The following is an 18,098-nucleotide window of genomic DNA, read 5'->3' as shown; positions in this document are numbered from 1 at the left end:
CGTGTGACACTGCCCGATAATCAGGAAGTGCGCCACCATCCGTGCAGAGCGTTATGTGTTGTCATTTTCAGATACCTTTCTCGTGTGAACTTGCGTACTAGTTAACTAGTTCAGCTGTCTGTTGTCAACCCTTGATTTCAGAATTTCGCAGCAAGTCGTTATCATAGGGTTTTAGGATGTCTCTAACCTGTGATGGGAACCGCTTTGAGCGAAATAACTTACGCCGTGATTTATGATTTACACAGCCATACACAGGCCTCAGATGGCCTGTTAACGCCTGAAGCACTGGTTCATCGAGCCGTTGAGATGCGTGTCGGCACGCTTGCCATCACCGATCATGATACAACGGATGCTATTCCGGCGGCTCGGGCTGAGATTGCCCGCAGTGGATTGCCGTTAAATCTGGTGTCTGGCGTAGAAATCTCCACCGTCTGGGAGAACCATGAAATTCATATTGTCGGTCTGAACATTGATACAGAACACCCTGCAATGCGCGCTTTTTTACAACAGCAAAAAGAACGTCGTAATTTACGAGCTGAACTGATTGGGGAGCGGCTGGAAAAAGCCCATATTCCTGGTGCATGGGAAGGGGCGCTGCAATTGGCCAATGGTGGGGCCGTAACGCGTGGACACTTCGCCCGTTTTCTGGTGGCTGCGGGTAAAGCGAATAATATGGCGGACGTCTTTAAAAAGTATCTGGCGCGGGGGAAAACCGGATACGTTCCTCCACAGTGGTGTACAATAGAACAAGCTATTGATGTGATTCATCATTCTGGTGGTAAGGCGGTGCTGGCCCATCCGGGACGGTATAATCTTTCTGCTAAATGGCTGAAAAGGCTGCTGGCGCACTTTGCCGAATGCGGTGGTGAGGCAATGGAAGTTGCCCAATGCCAGCAAGCCCCCAATGAGCGAGCACAGCTTGCGGCATACGCCCGTCAGTTTGGTCTTCTTGCTTCACAAGGGTCGGATTTTCATCAACCTTGTGCGTGGATAGAACTGGGGCGCAAGCTCTGGCTTCCTGCAGGTGTTGAGCCTGTCTGGCAGCTCTGGGAACAGCCACAGCAACTTGAAGAGAGGGAAGTATGAGTCAGTTTTTCTATATTCATCCGGATAACCCGCAACCGCGTTTGATTAATCAGGCCGTTGAGATTGTCCGTAAAGGTGGCGTTATCGTCTACCCGACCGATTCTGGTTATGCGCTGGGCTGCAAAATCGAAGATAAAGGCGCAATGGAGCGTATCTGCCGCATTCGACAACTGCCGGATGGGCATAACTTTACGCTGATGTGTCGCGATCTTTCGGAGCTCTCCACATATGCCTATGTTGATAACGTGGCGTTTCGCTTGATCAAAAACAACACGCCTGGCAATTACACTTTCATCCTGAAAGGGACGAAAGAAGTGCCGCGCCGTCTGTTACAGGAAAAGCGCAAAACGATTGGTATGCGTGTGCCATCAAACCCGATTGCCCAGGCACTGCTCGAAACACTTGGCGAACCGATGCTCTCGACCTCGCTGATGCTGCCGGGCAGTGAGTTTACTGAGTCCGATCCTGAGGAAATTAAAGATCGTCTGGAGAAGCTGGTGGATTTGATTATTCACGGGGGGTATCTCGGTCAGCAACCAACAACCGTGGTCGATCTGACAGAAGATGCGCCTGAAGTCATTCGTGAGGGCGTGGGCGATGTTAAACCCTTCCTGTAACACCTGCCGGGGAAGATAAACTCGATTTAACCGACTGCGTTGCTTTGCGTTTGCAATATTTCTAAACGCAAAGCAACGTGTTATCACTTGCCTCTTTTCCTCTGCGTCTGTAAGACGCTTTCCCTTTCGTCATCGCAATCACAATACGTGCCATGGTCAGCAACAGGCGGTATGGTATTACTGCTTTTACTTTTTACATATATGAATTAACGTATGTGTAAGATTTTCACTGGAACTGTTTTATATGCAGCCTGTTCAACTTTTTAAACTCCTTGCGGATGAAACGCGCACGACAATTATTCTGCTTTTACGGGAAGCTGGCGAGCTCTGCGTGTGCGAACTCTGTGCGATTACCGGTCAATCTCAGCCGAAAATCTCCCGGCACATTGCTTTACTGCGTGACTCTGGGCTGGTTCTGGACCGTCGCGAAGGAAAATGGATCTATTACCGGCTTTCTCCGCATATGCCCGCGTGGGCAGCATCTGTCATCGACAGTGCATGGAGCAGTCATCGGAATGAAGTACGCGCATCGTTAAAGAACGTCAGTGCCGAAACCTGCTGCTGAATGACAAAACATATACGCTAAATCAAATGTAAATAGTAAGGCAGGAGACCGGGATGTTATTGGCAGGCGCTATTTTTGTATTCACCATCGTGTTTGTCATCTGGCAACCTCGAGGCCTTAGCATTGGCTGGTCGGCCTCATTGGGTGCTGTTCTGGCTCTGGTCTCAGGGGTTATTCAGATCAACGATATTCCCGTTGTCTGGCACATTGTCTGGAATGCGACTGCGGCTTTTATCGCCGTCATCATTATCAGCCTGTTGTTGGATGAATCAGGTTTTTTTGAGTGGTGTGCATTGCATGTGGCCCGGTGGGGAAGGGGGAGCGGGAGGCGCTTATTTTCATACATTATCTTGCTGGGCGCTGCCGTTTCCGCGCTTTTCGCCAATGACGGCGCTGCACTGATCCTGACACCGATTGTGATAGCCATGCTGTTGGCGTTGGGCTTTAGCCAGGCAACGACCCTGGCGTTTGTCATGGCGGCAGGATTTATTGCTGATACGGCCAGTTTGCCGCTTATCGTCTCGAACCTTGTGAACATTGTTTCTGCTGACTTTTTCAAACTGGGGTTTAGCGATTACGCTTCGGTGATGGTTCCGGTCAATCTTGCTGCTATTGCGACAACACTCGCGGTTCTGCATCTCTTCTTTCGCCGTGACATTCCAGCCGTCTACGAGCGCTCGCGGCTGAAAATACCGGCAGACGCCATAAAAGATAGCGCAACGTTCAGGACCGGGTGGATAGTACTCCTTCTGTTGCTGACGGGCTTTTTTGTTCTGGAGCCGATGGGGATCCCGGTGAGCGCTATTGCTGCAGCCGGGGCTTTCATTCTCTTTCTGGTGGCGAAACGCGGTCATGCAATTAACACAGGTAAAGTACTCCGTGGCGCGCCCTGGCAGATTGTCATTTTCTCGTTAGGGATGTACCTGGTGGTTTATGGTCTGCGCAATGCAGGACTGACCGACTCCCTTTCTGGCATGCTGAATCAGCTTGCGAGTAAAGGGATTTGGACTGCGGCACTGGGAACCGGCTTTCTGACAGCATTCCTGTCATCTGTCATGAACAACATGCCTACCGTACTGATTGGTGCGCTCTCAATTGAGGGCAGTACCGCTTCCGGCATAATTAAGGAAGCCATGATCTTTGCCAATGTGATTGGCTGCGATCTGGGCCCCAAAATCACGCCAATAGGTAGCCTTGCCACATTACTTTGGTTGCATGTTCTTGCTCAGAAAAACGTCAAAATAAGTTGGGGTTATTATTTCCGGGTTGGCGTTGTTATGACGATACCTGTGTTGTTTGTTACCCTCTGCGCGCTGGTTCTCCGCCTGTCGATTTCCCTCTGATACGAGAAACGTTATGACTGATATCACCATTTACCACAATCCAGCCTGCGGAACCTCCCGTAATACGTTGGCGTTGATTCGCAATAGCGGTGTTGAACCTACGGTGATCCTTTATCTGGAAACGCCACCGGATCGGGATACGCTCAGGAAATTGATCAGCGCCATGGGGATCAGCCCACGCGCGCTGTTGCGCCAGAACGTGGAACCCTACGTCGAGCTTGGTTTAGCCGAGGAGCGGTTTAGTGATGAAGAACTTATTGAAGCGATGTTGAGCCATCCGATTCTGATTAACCGTCCTATAGTGGTGACACCATTAGGGACAATGTTATGCAGACCCTCCGAAGTCGTCCTCGATATTTTGCCTGATCATCAACGGGGGGCGTTTGAAAAAGAAGACGGTGAAAAGGTCGTTGACGATGCTGGCAACCGACTGATTTCAAAATAATCAGTAGAGATTAGATGTCTTCAGCACAGGGCGCGCGCGTGAATAACTGAGCGGGCGAAACTTGTTGAATCATTTAGGCTAAAATTCATGTAGTATGTGCGCCCACGATTCATAACGTGTGGCGTATGGTTTGCCGCACGTATGTAACATGCAAGAGTTATATAGCAGTGAGTTACGTTAATATTTTTCCAACTCATTGTTTTTGAAAGTATATAAGACGCCTGTGAAGGCGACATCTGAGGAAGCTCAATGAGCGAGAAATTACAGAAAGTGCTGGCGCGCGCCGGCCACGGTTCACGCCGTGAAATTGAAGCAATTATTGAAGCCGGTCGCGTGAGTGTGGACGGTAAAATCGCCACGCTGGGCGATCGCGTTGAAATCTTGCCTGGACTGAAAATCCGTATTGATGGACATCTCATCTCGGTTAAAGAATCCGCTGAGCAGATCTGCCGCGTATTGGCGTATTACAAGCCTGAAGGTGAACTCTGTACCCGTAATGATCCCGAAGGTCGCCCGACAGTGTTTGACCGTTTGCCGAAACTACGTGGTGCTCGCTGGATTGCCGTGGGCCGTCTGGATGTAAATACTTGTGGGCTGCTGCTGTTTACCACCGATGGCGAACTGGCAAACCGTTTGATGCACCCAAGCCGTGAAGTTGAACGTGAATATGCTGTGCGTGTCTTCGGCCAGGTCGATGAAAACAAACTGCGTGACCTGTCACGTGGTGTCCAGCTTGAAGATGGTCCTGCAGCGTTTAAAACGATCAAATTTACCGGCGGTGAAGGCATTAACCAGTGGTACAACGTCACGCTGACCGAAGGACGCAACCGCGAAGTACGTCGTTTGTGGGAAGCCGTGGGCGTGCAGGTGAGCCGACTGATCCGCGTTCGTTATGGCGATATCCTCTTACCGAAAGGTTTGCCGCGAGGCGGTTATACCGAGCTGGATTTAGAGCAGACCAACTACCTGCGTGAACTGGTTGAACTGACGCCGGAAACCGCCTCTAAAGTGGCGGTTGAGAAAGACCGCCGTCGCATGAAGGCGAATCAAATCCGCCGCGCAGTGAAACGCCATAGCCAGGTGAGCACTAATCGTCGCTCGGGCAGCCGTAATAACAACGGTTAAAATGAAAAACCCGGTTATTTCGACCGGGTTTTTTTAGTAATCAATACCAATTTGCGCTTTGATACCTGCATCAAACGCGTGCTTAACCGGACGCAATTCGCTTACGGTATCCGCAATCTCCAGAATGTCCCGATGGCAGCCCCGTCCTGTCACAATTACCGTCTGATGAACCGGACGACGCTGCAATGCCTCCAGTACGTCATTTAGCGGCAGGTAGTCATAGGCCACCATATAGGTAATCTCATCCAGCAGGACCATGTTTAAGGCCGGATCAGCCAGCATTCGTTTCGCGTGTTCCCAGACCGCAAGACAGGCCGCGGTGTCGGTTTCACGGTTTTGCGTGTCCCAGGTGAAGCCTGTCGCCATCACCTGAAATTCCACGCCGTGCGGTTCCAGCAGGTTTCGCTCACCGTTTGGCCATTCACCTTTGATGAACTGGATGACACCCACTTTCTGACCGTGACCCACGGCTCGCGTGGCTGTACCAAATGCCGCTGTTGTTTTCCCTTTACCATTGCCGGTAAAAACAATGATGATCCCACGCTCATCCGTGGCTGCAGCGACGCGGGCGTCGACCTGTTCCTTCAGACGTTGCTGGCGTTGCTGATGACGTTCTTCACTCATTGTGAAATCCCCGGTTTACGACCTGGTTGGGCATCAAATGTCATGCCCGTTTTACGGCGGCTGTCGTCGCCCATTAGCCAAAGATAGAGCGGCATAATCTCTGCCGGAGTTTTGAGTTTTTGCGGGTCTTCCTCAGGGAATGCACTGGCACGCATTTTAGTGCGTGTTCCGCCGGGATTAATGCAATTTACCCGAAGATGGCGACTTTGATACTCCTCTGCCAGGACTTGCATCATGCCTTCTGTGGCGAATTTGGATACCGCGTAGGCTCCCCAGTTCGCGCGCCCTTCGCGGCCAACGCTGGATGAGGTAAAGACCAGGGAACCAGAATCTGAGTTAAGTAATAAAGGAAGCAATGCCTGTGTCAGGAAGAATGTTCCGTTAATGTTGACCTGCATAACGTGCTGCCAGATTATGGGATCTTGTTCATCCATCGGCCGAACCTCGCCAAGAAGCCCGGCATTATGCAGAGCGCCATCAAGGCGGGGGTAATGCGCGGCGATACGCTGTGCAAGCTCCTGACATGATTCCGGCGTGCAGGTTAACAAATCGAGCGTATACCACGATGCGGGCGCGCCGCCTGCATTTTCGACTTCTTGCACCACATCCCGCAGTTTTTGCTCATTACGACCAAGCAGGATAACGCTGGCCCCGTAGCGTGTGTATGTGAGGGCGGCCTCACGACCGATGCCATCGCTGGCCCCTGTCACAAGAATGATCCGGTTTTGCAGTAGATTTTTTTGCGGTTGATAGTGCACGGTGACTCCTCTGGCACACTGCGCATAAATTGCGCCTGCTTTTTATCACTTTTCGGCTTTATGCCCGAAATAGCGCGAGAATTCAATCAGTCTACAGGAGGCTTCGCTGCAAAATTAACAATTTGCAAATATTTCAACCACAATCAGGGATTCCGGAAAGCGGTGCGCACAGGTATTGTCACGAATGAGACGCCTGGCTATCGCTGTTGTACACTGGCGTGAAAGAATCGTGGTTAAATCAAGGTGGAACGCGTGGAATTACTTTCTGAATATGGGTTATTTTTGGCCAAAATCGCGACGATAGTCATTGCTATCGCGGTGATCGCTGTTCTGGTTGCCAATCTGACGCAACGTAAGCGTCAGCGTGGTGAGTTACGTATTACCCGCCTAAGTGAGCAATATAAGGAGATGCAGGAAGAGATGTCCCTGGCGTTGCTCGATAGCCATCAACAGAAAATATGGCTGAAAGCACAAAAGAAAAAGCTCAAGCAGGACGCTAAGGCGGCTAAGGCAAAAGCAAAATTACACACTACGCAGGATGATGTTAAACCACGTGTCTATGTTCTGGATTTTAAAGGCAGTATGGATGCGCATGAAGTGACCTCTTTGCGCGAGGAAGTGACTGCCGTGCTGGCTGTTGTGAAACCCGAGGATCAGGTTGTCTTGCGTCTCGAAAGCCCTGGTGGTGTTGTGCATGGCTACGGACTGGCAGCATCGCAATTACAGCGTTTGCGGGAGAAACAGGTCCCACTGACGGTTGCCGTAGATAAAGTGGCGGCGAGTGGTGGTTATATGATGGCCTGTGTCGCCGACAAAATTGTGGCTGCACCGTTTTCTATTATTGGTTCCATCGGCGTGGTCGCGCAGATCCCTAACTTCAATCGATTCCTGAAAAACAAAGAGATCGATATTGAATTGCATACTGCAGGGCAGTACAAACGCACGTTGACGCTGCTGGGTGAGAATACCGATGAAGGTCGTCAAAAATTCCGCGAAGACCTTAACGAAACGCACCACCTCTTTAAAGATTTTGTTCAGCGCATGCGACCTGCTCTTGATATTGAGAGCGTGGCGACCGGTGAACACTGGTACGGGGTGCAGGCGCAGGAGAAAGGGCTGGTGGATGATGTCGGAACGAGTGACGATCTGCTGCTGAACCTGATGGAAGGCCGTGAACTGGTCGGTGTGCGATTTACGCAACGTAAGAGAATGCTCGACCGCTTTACTAACAGCGCGGCAGAGAGTGCCGATAAACTGTTGCTGCGCTGGTTACAGCGCGGTCAGAAACCACTGTTGTAAACAAAAACGCGAGGCTTGAGCCTCGCGTTTTGCATTAATCGACCAGGTGATACTTCTCTGAAAGCGTATGCGCCAGGTATTTAAACATGTTAAACACCGCGGTGCTTTTCGGGGTGGGTAATCCTTGTTCGTCAAGATAGTATTCGCCGCTGAAAATCAGCACACCGTTGCGTTGCTCAACGCCAGTCGCTTCGATTCCCGCCAGGGTATCTTCATGGCTGCGAATCAACTTGTTCGCTTCAATGAGCAGAGAAGCTCGGTCAATAGGTTGGGTTGTTTTCTGCATAATCCACTCCTTAAACAGTGACAATAGTCTACGCCGGGGGCGCTTTATGGGCAAATATTCCCTGTTATGCAAAGGGGTAAGTGCTGAGGGTGAGGCTGGCGTGATTTGCTTTTGCATGCTAATAAAGTTGCGTAACGAATTTTATCAGGTACAGTGTGCGCTTTCGTCATTCTGGCAATAGAATTGCTTGACATTCGACCTGAGAGTCGTCACGCAGTCACTTTGATGTGAAAAAAAGCCCGATAACTCAATTACCTGGATGGAGTCTTTTTGACGTCCGGTAAGTTCAAGGGGTTGATATCCCCTGGCGCAGTCGCTATATCAATGGCTCGTCGTCAGCGGAAGGGAAATCAACGTGCGGCGTATTCCTGGAAGAATTAAATTAGGTAAAGGTGAATATGGGTAAAGCTCTCGTCATCGTTGAGTCCCCGGCAAAAGCCAAAACGATCAATAAGTATCTGGGTAGTGACTACGTGGTTAAATCCAGTGTTGGTCATATCCGCGATTTGCCGACCAGTGGCTCAGCCAGCAAAAAGAGCGCAGACTCTACCTCCACCAAAGGGGCTAAAAAGCCTAAAAAGGATGAACGTAGCGCGCTTGTCAACCGCATGGGTGTTAACCCATGGCACAACTGGGACGCACAGTACGAAGTGCTGCCCGGCAAAGAGAAAGTCGTTAACGAGCTGAAGCAGCTTGCTGAGAAAGCAGACCACATCTATCTCGCAACCGACCTTGACCGCGAAGGGGAGGCCATTGCATGGCACCTGCGGGAAGTGATCGGCGGCGATGAGAAACGCTACAGCCGTGTTGTCTTCAACGAAATTACCAAGAATGCCATTCGCCAGGCGTTTGAAAAGCCTGGCGAACTGAATATCGACCGTGTAAATGCACAGCAGGCACGCCGCTTTATGGACCGTGTCGTTGGCTATATGGTCTCTCCGCTCCTGTGGAAAAAAATTGCACGTGGTCTCTCTGCGGGACGTGTCCAGTCCGTCGCGGTGCGTCTTGTTGTTGAACGCGAACGCGAGATCAAAGCGTTTGTGCCGGAAGAGTTTTGGGAAATTGATGCCAATGTCACCACGCCTGGTGGTGATGCTCTGCCGTTACAGGTCAGTCATCAGAACGATAAACCATTCCGACCTGAAAATCGCGACCAGACAATGGCCGCTGTGGCGCTGCTGGAAAAAGCACGTTATCAGGTACTGGATCGTGAAGATAAGCCGACCAGCAGCAAACCGGGTGCACCGTTTATCACGTCAACATTGCAGCAGGCGGCGAGTACGCGTCTGGGCTATGGCGTGAAGAAAACCATGATGATGGCACAGCGCTTATATGAAGCGGGTTACATCACTTACATGCGTACCGACTCAACAAACCTGAGTCAGGACGCTGTCAACATGGTACGCGATTACATTGGCGACAATTTTGGTAAAAAGTACTTGCCTGAAAACGCCAACCAGTACGCCAGCAAAGAGAACTCTCAGGAAGCGCATGAAGCGATTCGTCCTTCTGATGTTGCGGTGTTAGCTGAATCGCTCAAAGACATGGAAGCCGATGCACAGAAGCTGTATCAGTTGATTTGGCGTCAGTTTGTGGCGTGTCAGATGACACCGGCGAAATATGATTCCACCACGCTGACCGTTGGGGCAGGTGATTTCCGTCTGAAAGCGCGTGGTCGTATTCTGCGCTTTGATGGCTGGACGAAAGTTATGCCTGCACTGCGTAAAGGCGATGAAGACCGAACTTTACCAGCGGTAAATAAAGGCGATCAGCTGTCGCTGGTTGAACTGCTTCCAGCGCAGCATTTCACCAAACCGCCTGCACGTTTTAGTGAAGCGTCGTTGGTCAAAGAACTGGAAAAGCGTGGGATTGGTCGTCCGTCAACCTATGCATCCATCATCTCAACTATTCAGGATCGTGGATACGTCCGTGTCGAAAGCCGTCGTTTCTATGCTGAGAAAATGGGTGAGATTGTTACCGACCGTCTGGAAGCAAACTTCCGCGAGTTGATGAACTACGATTTCACCGCGCAAATGGAAGACAGCCTGGACCAGGTTGCCAGCCACCAGGCGGAATGGAAAAAGGTACTCGACAGTTTCTTTAGCGACTTTACCAGCCAACTGGATAAAGCTGAGAAAGATCCTGAAGAGGGCGGTATGCTGCCAAACCAGATGGTGTTGACCAGCATTGATTGCCCGACCTGTGGCCGCAAGATGGGGATCCGTACTGCAACTACAGGTGTTTTCCTGGGGTGTTCTGGCTATGCGCTCTCGCCTAAAGAGCGTTGCAAAACCACCATCAACCTTGTGCCTGAGAACGAAGTTCTCAATATCCTGGAAGGTGATGACGCTGAAACCAACGCCCTGCGCGCTAAGCGTCGTTGCCAGAAATGTGGTACGGCGATGGACAGTTACCTGATCGATCCAAAACGTAAATTGCACGTCTGTGGTAATAACCCGACCTGTGATGGTTATGAGATTGAAGAAGGTGAGTTCCGCATTAAAGGCTATGATGGCCCGATTGTTGAGTGCGAAAAGTGTGGCTCTGAAATGCACCTGAGAATGGGGCGTTTCGGAAAGTACATGGCATGCACCAACGACGAGTGTAAGAATACGCGTAAAATCCTGCGTAACGGTGAAGTTGCGCCGCCGAAGGAAGATCCGGTTCCGCTGCCTGAGTTGCCGTGTGAAAAATCAGATGCGTATTTTGTCCTGCGTGATGGTGCAGCCGGCGTTTTCCTGGCAGCGAACACCTTCCCGAAATCGCGCGAAACGCGTGCACCTTTGGTTGAAGAGCTGTATCGGTTCCGCGATCGTATGCCAGAGAAACTGCGTTATCTGGCTGATGCACCTCAGCAAGACCCCGAAGGCAACAAGACTGTCGTACGCTTTAGCCGTAAAACAAAGCAGCAATATGTTGCAGCGGAGAAAGAGGGCAAAGCAACAGGCTGGTCAGCATTCTTCGTCGACGGTAAATGGGTTGAAGGCAAGAAATAATCTACACTTACCGTAACTTACCTCTGAAAGGGCCGAATTTTCGGCCCTTTTTTATTACTACGTTATTATTTTTTGTTCCGTACTATACAGTCAGGCTATAAATGATATAGTGGTTATAGTTAACCCTTTTCTTATTATCAAATCGTCTTAAGCGATTGACCGCGTGCGCTAAATCGGATGGTCTGGCATGAAACTACAGCAGCTTCGCTATATCGTTGAGGTGGTAAACCACAACCTTAACGTCTCTTCTACCGCTGAAGGTCTATACACCTCGCAACCCGGCATCAGTAAGCAGGTTCGCATGCTGGAGGATGAATTAGGCATTCAGATCTTTGCCCGTAGTGGTAAGCACCTTACGCAAGTTACCCCTGCCGGACAGGAAATTATTCGTATCGCGCGAGAAGTGCTCTCAAAAGTTGATGCGATCAAATCCGTAGCGGGCGAACACACCTGGCCGGATAAAGGCTCATTGTATATCGCCACCACCCACACGCAGGCGCGTTACGCCTTGCCTGGCGTGATCAAAGGCTTCATTGAGCGCTATCCGCGCGTTTCTCTGCATATGCATCAAGGCTCTCCGACGCAAATCGCTGAGGCGGTTTCGAAAGGTAATGCCGATTTTGCCATTGCGACAGAGGCGCTTCATCTTTATGACGATCTGGTGATGCTACCGTGTTACCACTGGAATCGCTCTATCGTCGTGACACCAGAACACCCTCTGGCAGGGAAGGGATCGGTCACGATTGAGGAACTGGCGCAGTATCCGCTGGTAACTTACACCTTCGGGTTTACCGGGCGTTCGGAACTGGATACGGCCTTTAACCGCGCAGGATTAACCCCGCGAATTGTCTTTACCGCCACCGATGCTGATGTCATTAAAACATACGTGCGTCTTGGGCTTGGGGTTGGGGTTATCGCCAGTATGGCGGTTGACCCTGTTTCCGACCCGGATTTAGTCAGGCTGGATGCGCATGATGTTTTCAGCCATAGCACAACCAAAATTGGTTTCCGCCGTAGCACCTTCTTGCGCAGTTATATGTATGATTTTATTCAACGCTTTGCTCCGCATTTAACTCGTGATGTGGTCGATACTGCCGTTGCATTGCGTTCTAATGAAGACATTGAAGAGATGTTTAAAGACATTAAACTGCCAGCCAAATAATCACTCCCGGTATCTTTCCCTTACGGAAAGATACCGAAATATCCTCTTAAACCTAAATTAGAATTATCATCATCTGCACATGACTGCCATATAATGTCATAGCCCTTTTACTCTATAAGGCTATACTGTCGCAAATTTGCGACAAAAGTAGAAAGTAAATTCAGACTCCGCAAATAATTCGTTTCAATTATTTATTTCTGGTCAAAAGATTGAATATTTCATTCGAGGGAAGGCGTAAATTAGCTAGCTTTTCGGCTAAAGTTTCTTTAGGATTTATCTCAGTCCATAATTACTTGTGCCACTGTCTGGTATCGAAATGATAAGTGATGTCGATTGTATGAGGTTAGCAATGCCGTCAGGAAGTGAAGACCCGCAACGGGATCCTGCGATTAAACGTAAAGCCTGGCTTGCGGTGTTTCTTGTCTCTGCCCTGTTTTGGGTGATAGTGGCACTACTGGTCTGGAAATATTGGGGATAAGTATGGCTGTTCAGGTACGTTCAGAAACAGTAAAGCAAGTGTCTCAGCACAACGAGCATAACCATGACGTTCGTGAAAAGTCTGTTGCAAGTGTACCGGCCTCATGGAAACTGACACCACAACAGCAGGCATTTATTGATGTCTTCGCAGATGATGAACCTAAAAAACAATAACGTCGTGAATTTGGCTTTTCCTGTAATAGCTGTAAGAACGTTCCTGCGCTTTTGTACTCTTTAATAAATACACATTATCAATATAGAAATGTGCATCCCTCAACAAGCTAAATAAATACATGTCTGGTGTTACATTGAAGAATAACGTGTCAGCTCTCAAATACTGGTCCTGGATCGGTGCTTTTGCACTCTCGTTCTTGTTCTGGTGTCAGCTTTTCTGGCTGACCCTCAACTGAATCATAAAACCTCGCTACGGCGGGGTTTTTTACATTTCTCTCGCAGTTAAATACCCAGAGGAATTTATCAATTTGGGTTGTTATCAAAACGTTACGACGTCTTTGTGTTATCTTTAATTACGGCCCTGATAATTATCAGGGTATCTCTGTGATTATGGAGGCGCTTATGTCGTTAACCCTACGCGAAGCCAGTAAGGATACGCTGCAGGCAAAGAATAAGACCTGGCATTTCTTCAGCTTACCGCTGGCCGCCGATCAACTTGGGGACATTTCCCGATTACCCAAGTCTCTGAAAGTACTGCTTGAAAATCTCTTGCGTTGGCAGGATGAGGAATCGGTTACTGCCGATGATATTCGGGCTCTGGCGGGGTGGCTGGAACATGCCCATGCCGACAGAGAGATTGCCTATCGGCCTGCTCGCGTATTAATGCAGGACTTTACTGGCGTTCCCGCCGTTGTTGACCTCGCTGCAATGCGTGAAGCCGTTAAACGCCTGGGGGGCGATACCGCGAAAGTAAACCCGCTTTCGCCAGTCGATCTTGTCATTGACCACTCTGTTACCGTTGACCATTTCGGTGATGAAGAGGCGTTTAACGAGAATGTTCGCCTCGAAATGGAGAGAAACCATGAACGATATGTGTTCCTGAAATGGGGACAACAAGCATTTAGCCGCTTCAGCGTTGTTCCCCCTGGAACGGGGATCTGCCATCAGGTCAACCTTGAGTATCTGGGGAAAACCATCTGGGGCGAATTGCAGGATGACGCGTGGGTGGCATATCCGGATACGCTTGTGGGGACCGATTCACACACCACGATGATCAATGGTCTGGGCGTATTGGGGTGGGGAGTAGGCGGCATTGAGGCTGAAGCCGCCATGCTTGGCCAACCGGTGTCGATGCTCATTCCGGACGTCGTCGGTTTCAAACTCAAAGGAAAACTGCCGGAAGGTATTACGGCTACTGATCTGGTACTGACGGTAACCCAGATGCTGCGTAAGCATGGTGTGGTGGGCAAGTTTGTCGAATTTTATGGGGACGGTCTTGATTCGCTGCCATTAGCTGATCGCGCGACGATCGCCAATATGTCGCCAGAATATGGTGCGACCTGCGGCTTTTTCCCGGTAGATAATGCAACGCTTGAGTATTTGCGTCTTAGTGGGCGTAGTGAGGAGCAGGTAGCGTTGGTTGAAACCTACACCAAAGCGCAGGGCATGTGGCGTAATCCGGGCGACGAACCTGTCTTTACCAGTACGCTGGAGCTGGATATGGGAAGCGTAGAGCCAAGCCTTGCGGGACCAAAACGTCCGCAGGATCGCGTTGCGCTGAACAATGTACCTAAGGCATTTGCGGCCAGTAATGAACTGGAGCTTAATGCTTCGAAAAAAGATCATCGCCCTGTCGATTATGTTATGAACGGGCATCAGTATCAGTTGCCTGATGGCGCGGTTGTTATTGCGGCGATCACCTCATGCACCAACACCTCGAATCCTGGTGTGCTAATGGCGGCAGGATTGCTGGCGAAAAAGGCGGTGGAAAAAGGGCTTAAGCCCCAACCGTGGGTAAAAGCATCGCTTGCGCCAGGGTCGAAAGTCGTTTCCGATTACCTTGCTCGGGCGAAACTTACGCCGTTTCTGGATGCGCTGGGGTTTAACCTGGTGGGTTATGGCTGCACAACCTGCATTGGCAATTCAGGGCCGTTACCGGAGCCTATCGAGCTGGCCATTAAACAGGGCGATCTGACGGTTGGCGCTGTTTTGTCAGGTAACCGAAATTTTGAAGGGCGTATTCACCCGCTGGTGAAAACTAACTGGCTGGCCTCGCCGCCACTGGTGGTGGCTTACGCGCTGGCCGGGAACATGAACATCAACCTGGTTTCAGACCCCATTGGGTATGACCGAAATAACGATCCTGTATATCTCAAAGATATCTGGCCCTCATCGCATGAAATTGCACGCGCTGTTGAGAAGGTATCTACCGAGATGTTCCACAAAGAGTATGCCGAAGTGTTTGAAGGGACTCCAGAATGGAAAGCGATCGATGTTGTGGGGTCCGACACCTATGGCTGGCAGGATGATTCAACCTATATTCGGCTTTCACCGTTCTTTGACGACATGCAGGCGCAGCCAAAACCGCTGGAAGATATCCGCAGCGCGAGGATTCTGGCCATGCTGGGGGATTCGGTGACCACAGACCATATTTCTCCCGCTGGGAGTATTAAGGCCGACAGCCCGGCGGGACGTTATCTGCAGGGGCGCGGTGTGGAGAGACGTGATTTTAACTCCTACGGTTCACGCCGTGGGAACCATGAAGTGATGATGCGTGGTACTTTTGCCAATATCCGTATCCGTAATGAAATGGTTCCAGGAATAGAAGGCGGCATGACCCGTTTTCTGCCAGGCAAGGATGTGGTGTCTATCTATGACGCGGCCGTAAGCTATCAACAGGAAGGTACACCCCTGGCGGTAATTGCCGGGAAAGAGTACGGATCGGGTTCCAGTCGCGACTGGGCAGCCAAAGGGCCACGGCTTCTTGGCGTGCGCGTGGTGATTGCTGAATCGTTTGAACGTATTCACCGTTCGAACTTGATTGGTATGGGGATTTTGCCGCTGGAGTTTCCGCAAGGCGTCACGCGTAAAACACTGGGGCTGAACGGGGAGGAGCTGATAGATATCAGTGGTCTGCAAACGTTGCAACCAGGCAAAACTGTGCCGGTGAAATTAACGCGTGCTGACGGGAAAACGGAAATACTGGAATGTCGCTGTCGCATTGATACATCAACGGAACTGACGTACTACCAGAACGACGGCATTTTGCATTACATGATTCGCAAGATGCTGGATTGATGAGATGTGCCCGGCGCGCAATGGCGTTGCCGGGCATAACATACCATTACTCGTTGAGCAGATGGCCCATTTTCGCGGCTTTCGTGTCGAGGTAGTGCGCATTTTTAGGGTTACGCCCCACAATCAGGGGGACGCGTTCGACGATATTGATCCCGGCTTCCGTCAGGATCTCCACTTTACGCGGGTTGTTCGTCAGCAGACGTACTTCATCGACACCCAGCAGCTTGAACATGTCCGCGCACAGAGTGAAGTCACGTTCATCCGCAGCAAAACCGAGTTGATGGTTCGCTTCGACCGTATCGTAGCCCTGGTCCTGGAGTGCATAGGCGCGAATTTTATTCAGCAGGCCAATGTTACGGCCTTCCTGTCGGTGATAGAGCAGTACACCACGGCCTTCTTCCGCAATATGGGAAAGCGCCGCTTCCAACTGAAAACCGCAATCACAACGGAGGCTGAACAGGGCGTCTCCGGTCAGGCACTCAGAATGGACGCGAGACAGTACGGATGTTTGCCCGGTGATATCGCCAAACACTAAGGCGACATGATCCTGCCCGGTTGCCAGTTCTTCAAATCCCACCATCAGGAAATCGCCCCATGGGGTTGGCAGTTTGGCTTCTGCCACACGTTTAAGCTGCATGTGATTCTCCAGATTATGCTGACACGTTCCGTGTCTTTCGCCTGTTTGGCTTTCTGTATTTGTTCATTTTGCCACAAGCTCAGCACGTTCGCCTAATCACCGCCATGCTATATGAACGTTAAACGCACAATCCGACATTTTCCTGCGTCAGGGAAAATCAGTTATGATTGCGATGCTTAGCAAACAAGGAAAAAACATGCTTTCAATTGCCCTTCGTACGGCAGCAGGCGCTGCTTTGTTGCTCATTATGCCTTTGGTCGTGTGGCTCTCTGGCTGGCTTTGGCAACCAGGGCAGAATGCCACATGGCTGAAAATGCTGTACTGGATTACAGAAACGGTCACTCAACCCTGGGGGATTATTACGCATGTTCTTTTGTGCGCCTGGTTCTTATGGTGCTTGCGTTTTCGTTTACGTCCCGCATTAATGCTCTTTGCGATCCTCGGCGGTGCTATCCTGGTCGGCCAGGGGATTAAATCCTGGGTGAAAGATCATGTACAAGAACCCCGACCATTCGTCGTATGGCTGGAAAAAACGCATCATATTTCAGTAGATGAGTTCTACAATTTAAAGCGTAAAGACCGTGGCGTTCTGGTGAAAGAGCAACTTGCGGAACAACACGATATTCCAAAATTTCTACGTAAACACTGGCAAAAAGAGACCGGATTCGCGTTTCCGTCAGGTCACACCATGTTTGCGGCAAGCTGGGCGTTACTGGGAGTAGGGTTGCTTTGGCCGCGTCGTCGCGCCGTAACGATTACAGTACTGCTAGTCTGGGCAACCGGTGTGATGGGAAGCCGTATGTTGTTGGGCATGCACTGGCCACGTGATTTAGTCGTGGCTACGTTGATCTCCTGGGTGCTGGTAACAGTTGCCACCTGGATTGCACAAAGGATTTGCGGGCCACTCACGCCGCCATCAGAAGAGCAGAAAGAAATCGCGGAAAGAGAACAACACGGTGTGTGACGGTTGAATTTCGATGTTTCGCCCATAAATCCATAGCTGGCGTGCTACTTTTTCCGTTTCGCGTCCGTCGCTAAAATGGTAGTTTATAAGGCTGATTGCGGTGAGTTGAACAGACTTTATTCGCTTAATCCACATAACGGGAAGTAATGTGAAATATTTACTCATTTTCTTACTGGTGTTGGCGATTTTTGTCATTTCTGTCACATTGGGTGCGCAAAACGATCAGCAGGTGACGTTTAATTATTTGCTGGCACAAGGCGAGTATCGGGTTTCAAGCCTGCTTGCGGTCTTGTTCGCGGCGGGTTTTGTCATCGGCTGGCTGGTTTGTGGGTTATTCTGGCTTAAAGTTCGTGTTTCGCTTGCGCGTGCCGATCGTAAAATTAAACGACTTGAACATCAAATTGCGCCCGCGACTGACATCCCGGAGAGTTCTGGTGTGCCGGTAGTCAAGGAATAATCGAA

19 protein-coding genes and 1 other annotated feature (1 of these 20 running past the window's edge) are annotated in these 18,098 nt (G+C 50.3%); of the genes, 15 read left to right on the top strand and 4 right to left on the bottom strand.

The window, feature by feature from the left end; all coding sequences use genetic code 11:
• Positions 1 to 44 (bottom strand) — a sequence feature (Trp leader region) (it extends 51 nt beyond the left edge of the window).
• Positions 45 to 192: 148 nt separating this feature from the next.
• From rnm to rluB, 6 genes are all read left to right on the top strand, one after another.
• Positions 193 to 1,086 (top strand): RNase AM, encoded by an 894-nt coding sequence (gene rnm / locus HV346_RS12425; RefSeq protein WP_181623766.1) that lies wholly within the window; start codon positions 193 to 195, stop codon positions 1,084 to 1,086.
• A complete protein-coding gene (locus tag HV346_RS12420) occupies positions 1,083 to 1,703 on the top strand; it encodes an L-threonylcarbamoyladenylate synthase (protein WP_181619655.1) in 621 nt (206 codons plus the stop codon). The genes rnm and HV346_RS12420 overlap by 4 nt, the downstream gene beginning before the upstream one ends.
• Before the next feature lie 244 nt (positions 1,704 to 1,947).
• Positions 1,948 to 2,268, top strand: a complete 321-nt coding sequence (locus HV346_RS12415; RefSeq protein ID WP_181619654.1) for a metalloregulator ArsR/SmtB family transcription factor — start codon at positions 1,948 to 1,950, stop codon at positions 2,266 to 2,268.
• A 53-nt stretch (positions 2,269 to 2,321) separates the two neighbouring features.
• On the top strand, positions 2,322 to 3,611 hold the full coding sequence (locus tag HV346_RS12410; RefSeq protein WP_181619653.1) for an arsenic transporter: 1,290 nt from the start codon (positions 2,322 to 2,324) through the stop codon (positions 3,609 to 3,611).
• Between the two features lie 13 nt (positions 3,612 to 3,624).
• Positions 3,625 to 4,056: a glutaredoxin-dependent arsenate reductase gene (gene arsC, locus HV346_RS12405; protein ID WP_181619652.1), complete on the top strand. Its 432-nt coding sequence runs from the start codon at positions 3,625 to 3,627 to the stop codon at positions 4,054 to 4,056.
• A gap of 249 nt (positions 4,057 to 4,305) precedes the next feature.
• Positions 4,306 to 5,181 carry a 23S rRNA pseudouridine(2605) synthase RluB gene (rluB, locus tag HV346_RS12400; protein ID WP_181619651.1) on the top strand — a complete coding sequence of 292 codons (876 nt, stop codon included), beginning with the start codon at positions 4,306 to 4,308 and terminating at the stop codon, positions 5,179 to 5,181.
• 33 nt (positions 5,182 to 5,214) lie between these two features.
• On the opposite strand, the gene cobO is transcribed toward rluB, so the two are convergent.
• Both cobO and HV346_RS12390 read right to left on the bottom strand, forming a co-directional pair.
• Complete coding sequence (gene cobO / locus HV346_RS12395) at positions 5,215 to 5,805, bottom strand: cob(I)yrinic acid a,c-diamide adenosyltransferase (protein ID WP_181619650.1); 591 nt, start codon at positions 5,803 to 5,805, stop codon at positions 5,215 to 5,217.
• Positions 5,802 to 6,563, bottom strand: a complete 762-nt coding sequence (locus tag HV346_RS12390) for a YciK family oxidoreductase (RefSeq protein WP_181619649.1) — start codon at positions 6,561 to 6,563, stop codon at positions 5,802 to 5,804. Before HV346_RS12390 ends, cobO begins: the two co-directional genes overlap by 4 nt.
• 252 nt (positions 6,564 to 6,815) lie before the next feature.
• On the opposite strand from HV346_RS12390, the gene sohB reads away from it, so the two are divergent.
• Positions 6,816 to 7,862, top strand: a complete 1,047-nt coding sequence (gene sohB / locus HV346_RS12385; RefSeq protein WP_181619648.1) for a protease SohB — start codon at positions 6,816 to 6,818, stop codon at positions 7,860 to 7,862.
• Positions 7,863 to 7,896: 34 nt separating this feature from the next.
• Here the strand turns inward: sohB and HV346_RS12380 are convergent, their stop codons facing one another.
• The gene (locus HV346_RS12380) at positions 7,897 to 8,148 is read right to left on the bottom strand and encodes a YciN family protein (RefSeq protein ID WP_181619647.1); all 252 of its coding nucleotides are present in this window, start codon (positions 8,146 to 8,148) and stop codon (positions 7,897 to 7,899) included.
• Positions 8,149 to 8,546: 398 nt separating this feature from the next.
• Between HV346_RS12380 and topA the strand changes: the two genes are divergently transcribed.
• From topA to acnA, 6 genes are all read left to right on the top strand, one after another.
• Positions 8,547 to 11,144 carry a type I DNA topoisomerase gene (gene topA / locus HV346_RS12375; RefSeq protein ID WP_181619646.1) on the top strand — a complete coding sequence of 866 codons (2,598 nt, stop codon included), beginning with the start codon at positions 8,547 to 8,549 and terminating at the stop codon, positions 11,142 to 11,144.
• A gap of 187 nt (positions 11,145 to 11,331) precedes the next feature.
• Positions 11,332 to 12,306 carry an HTH-type transcriptional regulator CysB gene (gene cysB / locus HV346_RS12370; RefSeq protein ID WP_181619645.1) on the top strand — a complete coding sequence of 325 codons (975 nt, stop codon included), beginning with the start codon at positions 11,332 to 11,334 and terminating at the stop codon, positions 12,304 to 12,306.
• Between the two features lie 337 nt (positions 12,307 to 12,643).
• Entirely contained in the window at positions 12,644 to 12,784 is a 141-nt protein-coding gene (locus HV346_RS12365) for a YmiA family putative membrane protein (protein WP_220131474.1), read from the top strand.
• A gap of 2 nt (positions 12,785 to 12,786) precedes the next feature.
• Positions 12,787 to 12,957 carry a hypothetical protein gene (locus HV346_RS12360; protein ID WP_181619643.1) on the top strand — a complete coding sequence of 57 codons (171 nt, stop codon included), beginning with the start codon at positions 12,787 to 12,789 and terminating at the stop codon, positions 12,955 to 12,957.
• Between the two features lie 119 nt (positions 12,958 to 13,076).
• Entirely contained in the window at positions 13,077 to 13,193 is a 117-nt protein-coding gene (ymiC, locus tag HV346_RS23420) for a small membrane protein YmiC (protein ID WP_239006444.1), read from the top strand.
• Between the two features lie 166 nt (positions 13,194 to 13,359).
• Entirely contained in the window at positions 13,360 to 16,035 is a 2,676-nt protein-coding gene (gene acnA / locus HV346_RS12355; protein WP_181619642.1) for an aconitate hydratase AcnA, read from the top strand.
• A 46-nt stretch (positions 16,036 to 16,081) separates the two neighbouring features.
• Here the strand turns inward: acnA and ribA are convergent, their stop codons facing one another.
• The gene (gene ribA / locus HV346_RS12350) at positions 16,082 to 16,672 is read right to left on the bottom strand and encodes a GTP cyclohydrolase II (protein WP_181619641.1); all 591 of its coding nucleotides are present in this window, start codon (positions 16,670 to 16,672) and stop codon (positions 16,082 to 16,084) included.
• Positions 16,673 to 16,868: 196 nt separating this feature from the next.
• Here ribA and pgpB point away from each other — a divergent pair, with 196 nt between their 5' ends.
• Together pgpB and HV346_RS12340 are read left to right on the top strand one after the other, a co-directional pair.
• Positions 16,869 to 17,636, top strand: coding sequence for a phosphatidylglycerophosphatase B (gene pgpB, locus HV346_RS12345; RefSeq protein ID WP_181619640.1), 768 nt, complete (start codon positions 16,869 to 16,871; stop codon positions 17,634 to 17,636).
• Between the two features lie 148 nt (positions 17,637 to 17,784).
• Positions 17,785 to 18,093 carry a LapA family protein gene (locus tag HV346_RS12340; protein WP_181619639.1) on the top strand — a complete coding sequence of 103 codons (309 nt, stop codon included), beginning with the start codon at positions 17,785 to 17,787 and terminating at the stop codon, positions 18,091 to 18,093.
• Positions 18,094 to 18,098 lie beyond the last annotated feature (5 nt).

The sequence above is a fragment of the Enterobacter sp. RHBSTW-00994 genome (assembly GCF_013782625.1).
In the GTDB taxonomy this organism is placed as follows: Bacteria; Pseudomonadota; Gammaproteobacteria; order Enterobacterales; family Enterobacteriaceae; genus Enterobacter.
The sequence above is the reverse complement of the archived record's forward strand: the minus strand, read 5'-3'. Positions and strand labels throughout refer to the sequence as shown.

Excerpts from the sequence above, each read along its gene's own strand:
- cobO (WP_181619650.1), bottom strand. The coding sequence starts at position 5,805 with ATGAGTGAAGAACGTCATCAGCAACGCCAGCAACGTCTGAAGGAACAG.
- HV346_RS12420 (WP_181619655.1), top strand. The coding sequence starts at position 1,083 with ATGAGTCAGTTTTTCTATATTCATCCGGATAACCCGCAACCGCGTTTG.
- cysB (WP_181619645.1), top strand. The coding sequence starts at position 11,332 with ATGAAACTACAGCAGCTTCGCTATATCGTTGAGGTGGTAAACCACAAC.
- HV346_RS12415 (WP_181619654.1), top strand. The coding sequence starts at position 1,948 with ATGCAGCCTGTTCAACTTTTTAAACTCCTTGCGGATGAAACGCGCACG.
- rnm (WP_181623766.1), top strand. The coding sequence starts at position 193 with ATGGGAACCGCTTTGAGCGAAATAACTTACGCCGTGATTTATGATTTA.
- HV346_RS12410 (WP_181619653.1), top strand. The coding sequence starts at position 2,322 with ATGTTATTGGCAGGCGCTATTTTTGTATTCACCATCGTGTTTGTCATC.
- acnA (WP_181619642.1), top strand. The coding sequence starts at position 13,360 with ATGTCGTTAACCCTACGCGAAGCCAGTAAGGATACGCTGCAGGCAAAG.
- HV346_RS12360 (WP_181619643.1), top strand. The coding sequence starts at position 12,787 with ATGGCTGTTCAGGTACGTTCAGAAACAGTAAAGCAAGTGTCTCAGCAC.
- ymiC (WP_239006444.1), top strand. The coding sequence starts at position 13,077 with ATGTCTGGTGTTACATTGAAGAATAACGTGTCAGCTCTCAAATACTGG.
- HV346_RS12380 (WP_181619647.1), bottom strand. The coding sequence starts at position 8,148 with ATGCAGAAAACAACCCAACCTATTGACCGAGCTTCTCTGCTCATTGAA.
- ribA (WP_181619641.1), bottom strand. The coding sequence starts at position 16,672 with ATGCAGCTTAAACGTGTGGCAGAAGCCAAACTGCCAACCCCATGGGGC.
- topA (WP_181619646.1), top strand. The coding sequence starts at position 8,547 with ATGGGTAAAGCTCTCGTCATCGTTGAGTCCCCGGCAAAAGCCAAAACG.
- HV346_RS12365 (WP_220131474.1), top strand. The coding sequence starts at position 12,644 with ATGAGGTTAGCAATGCCGTCAGGAAGTGAAGACCCGCAACGGGATCCT.
- pgpB (WP_181619640.1), top strand. The coding sequence starts at position 16,869 with ATGCTTTCAATTGCCCTTCGTACGGCAGCAGGCGCTGCTTTGTTGCTC.
- arsC (WP_181619652.1), top strand. The coding sequence starts at position 3,625 with ATGACTGATATCACCATTTACCACAATCCAGCCTGCGGAACCTCCCGT.
- rluB (WP_181619651.1), top strand. The coding sequence starts at position 4,306 with ATGAGCGAGAAATTACAGAAAGTGCTGGCGCGCGCCGGCCACGGTTCA.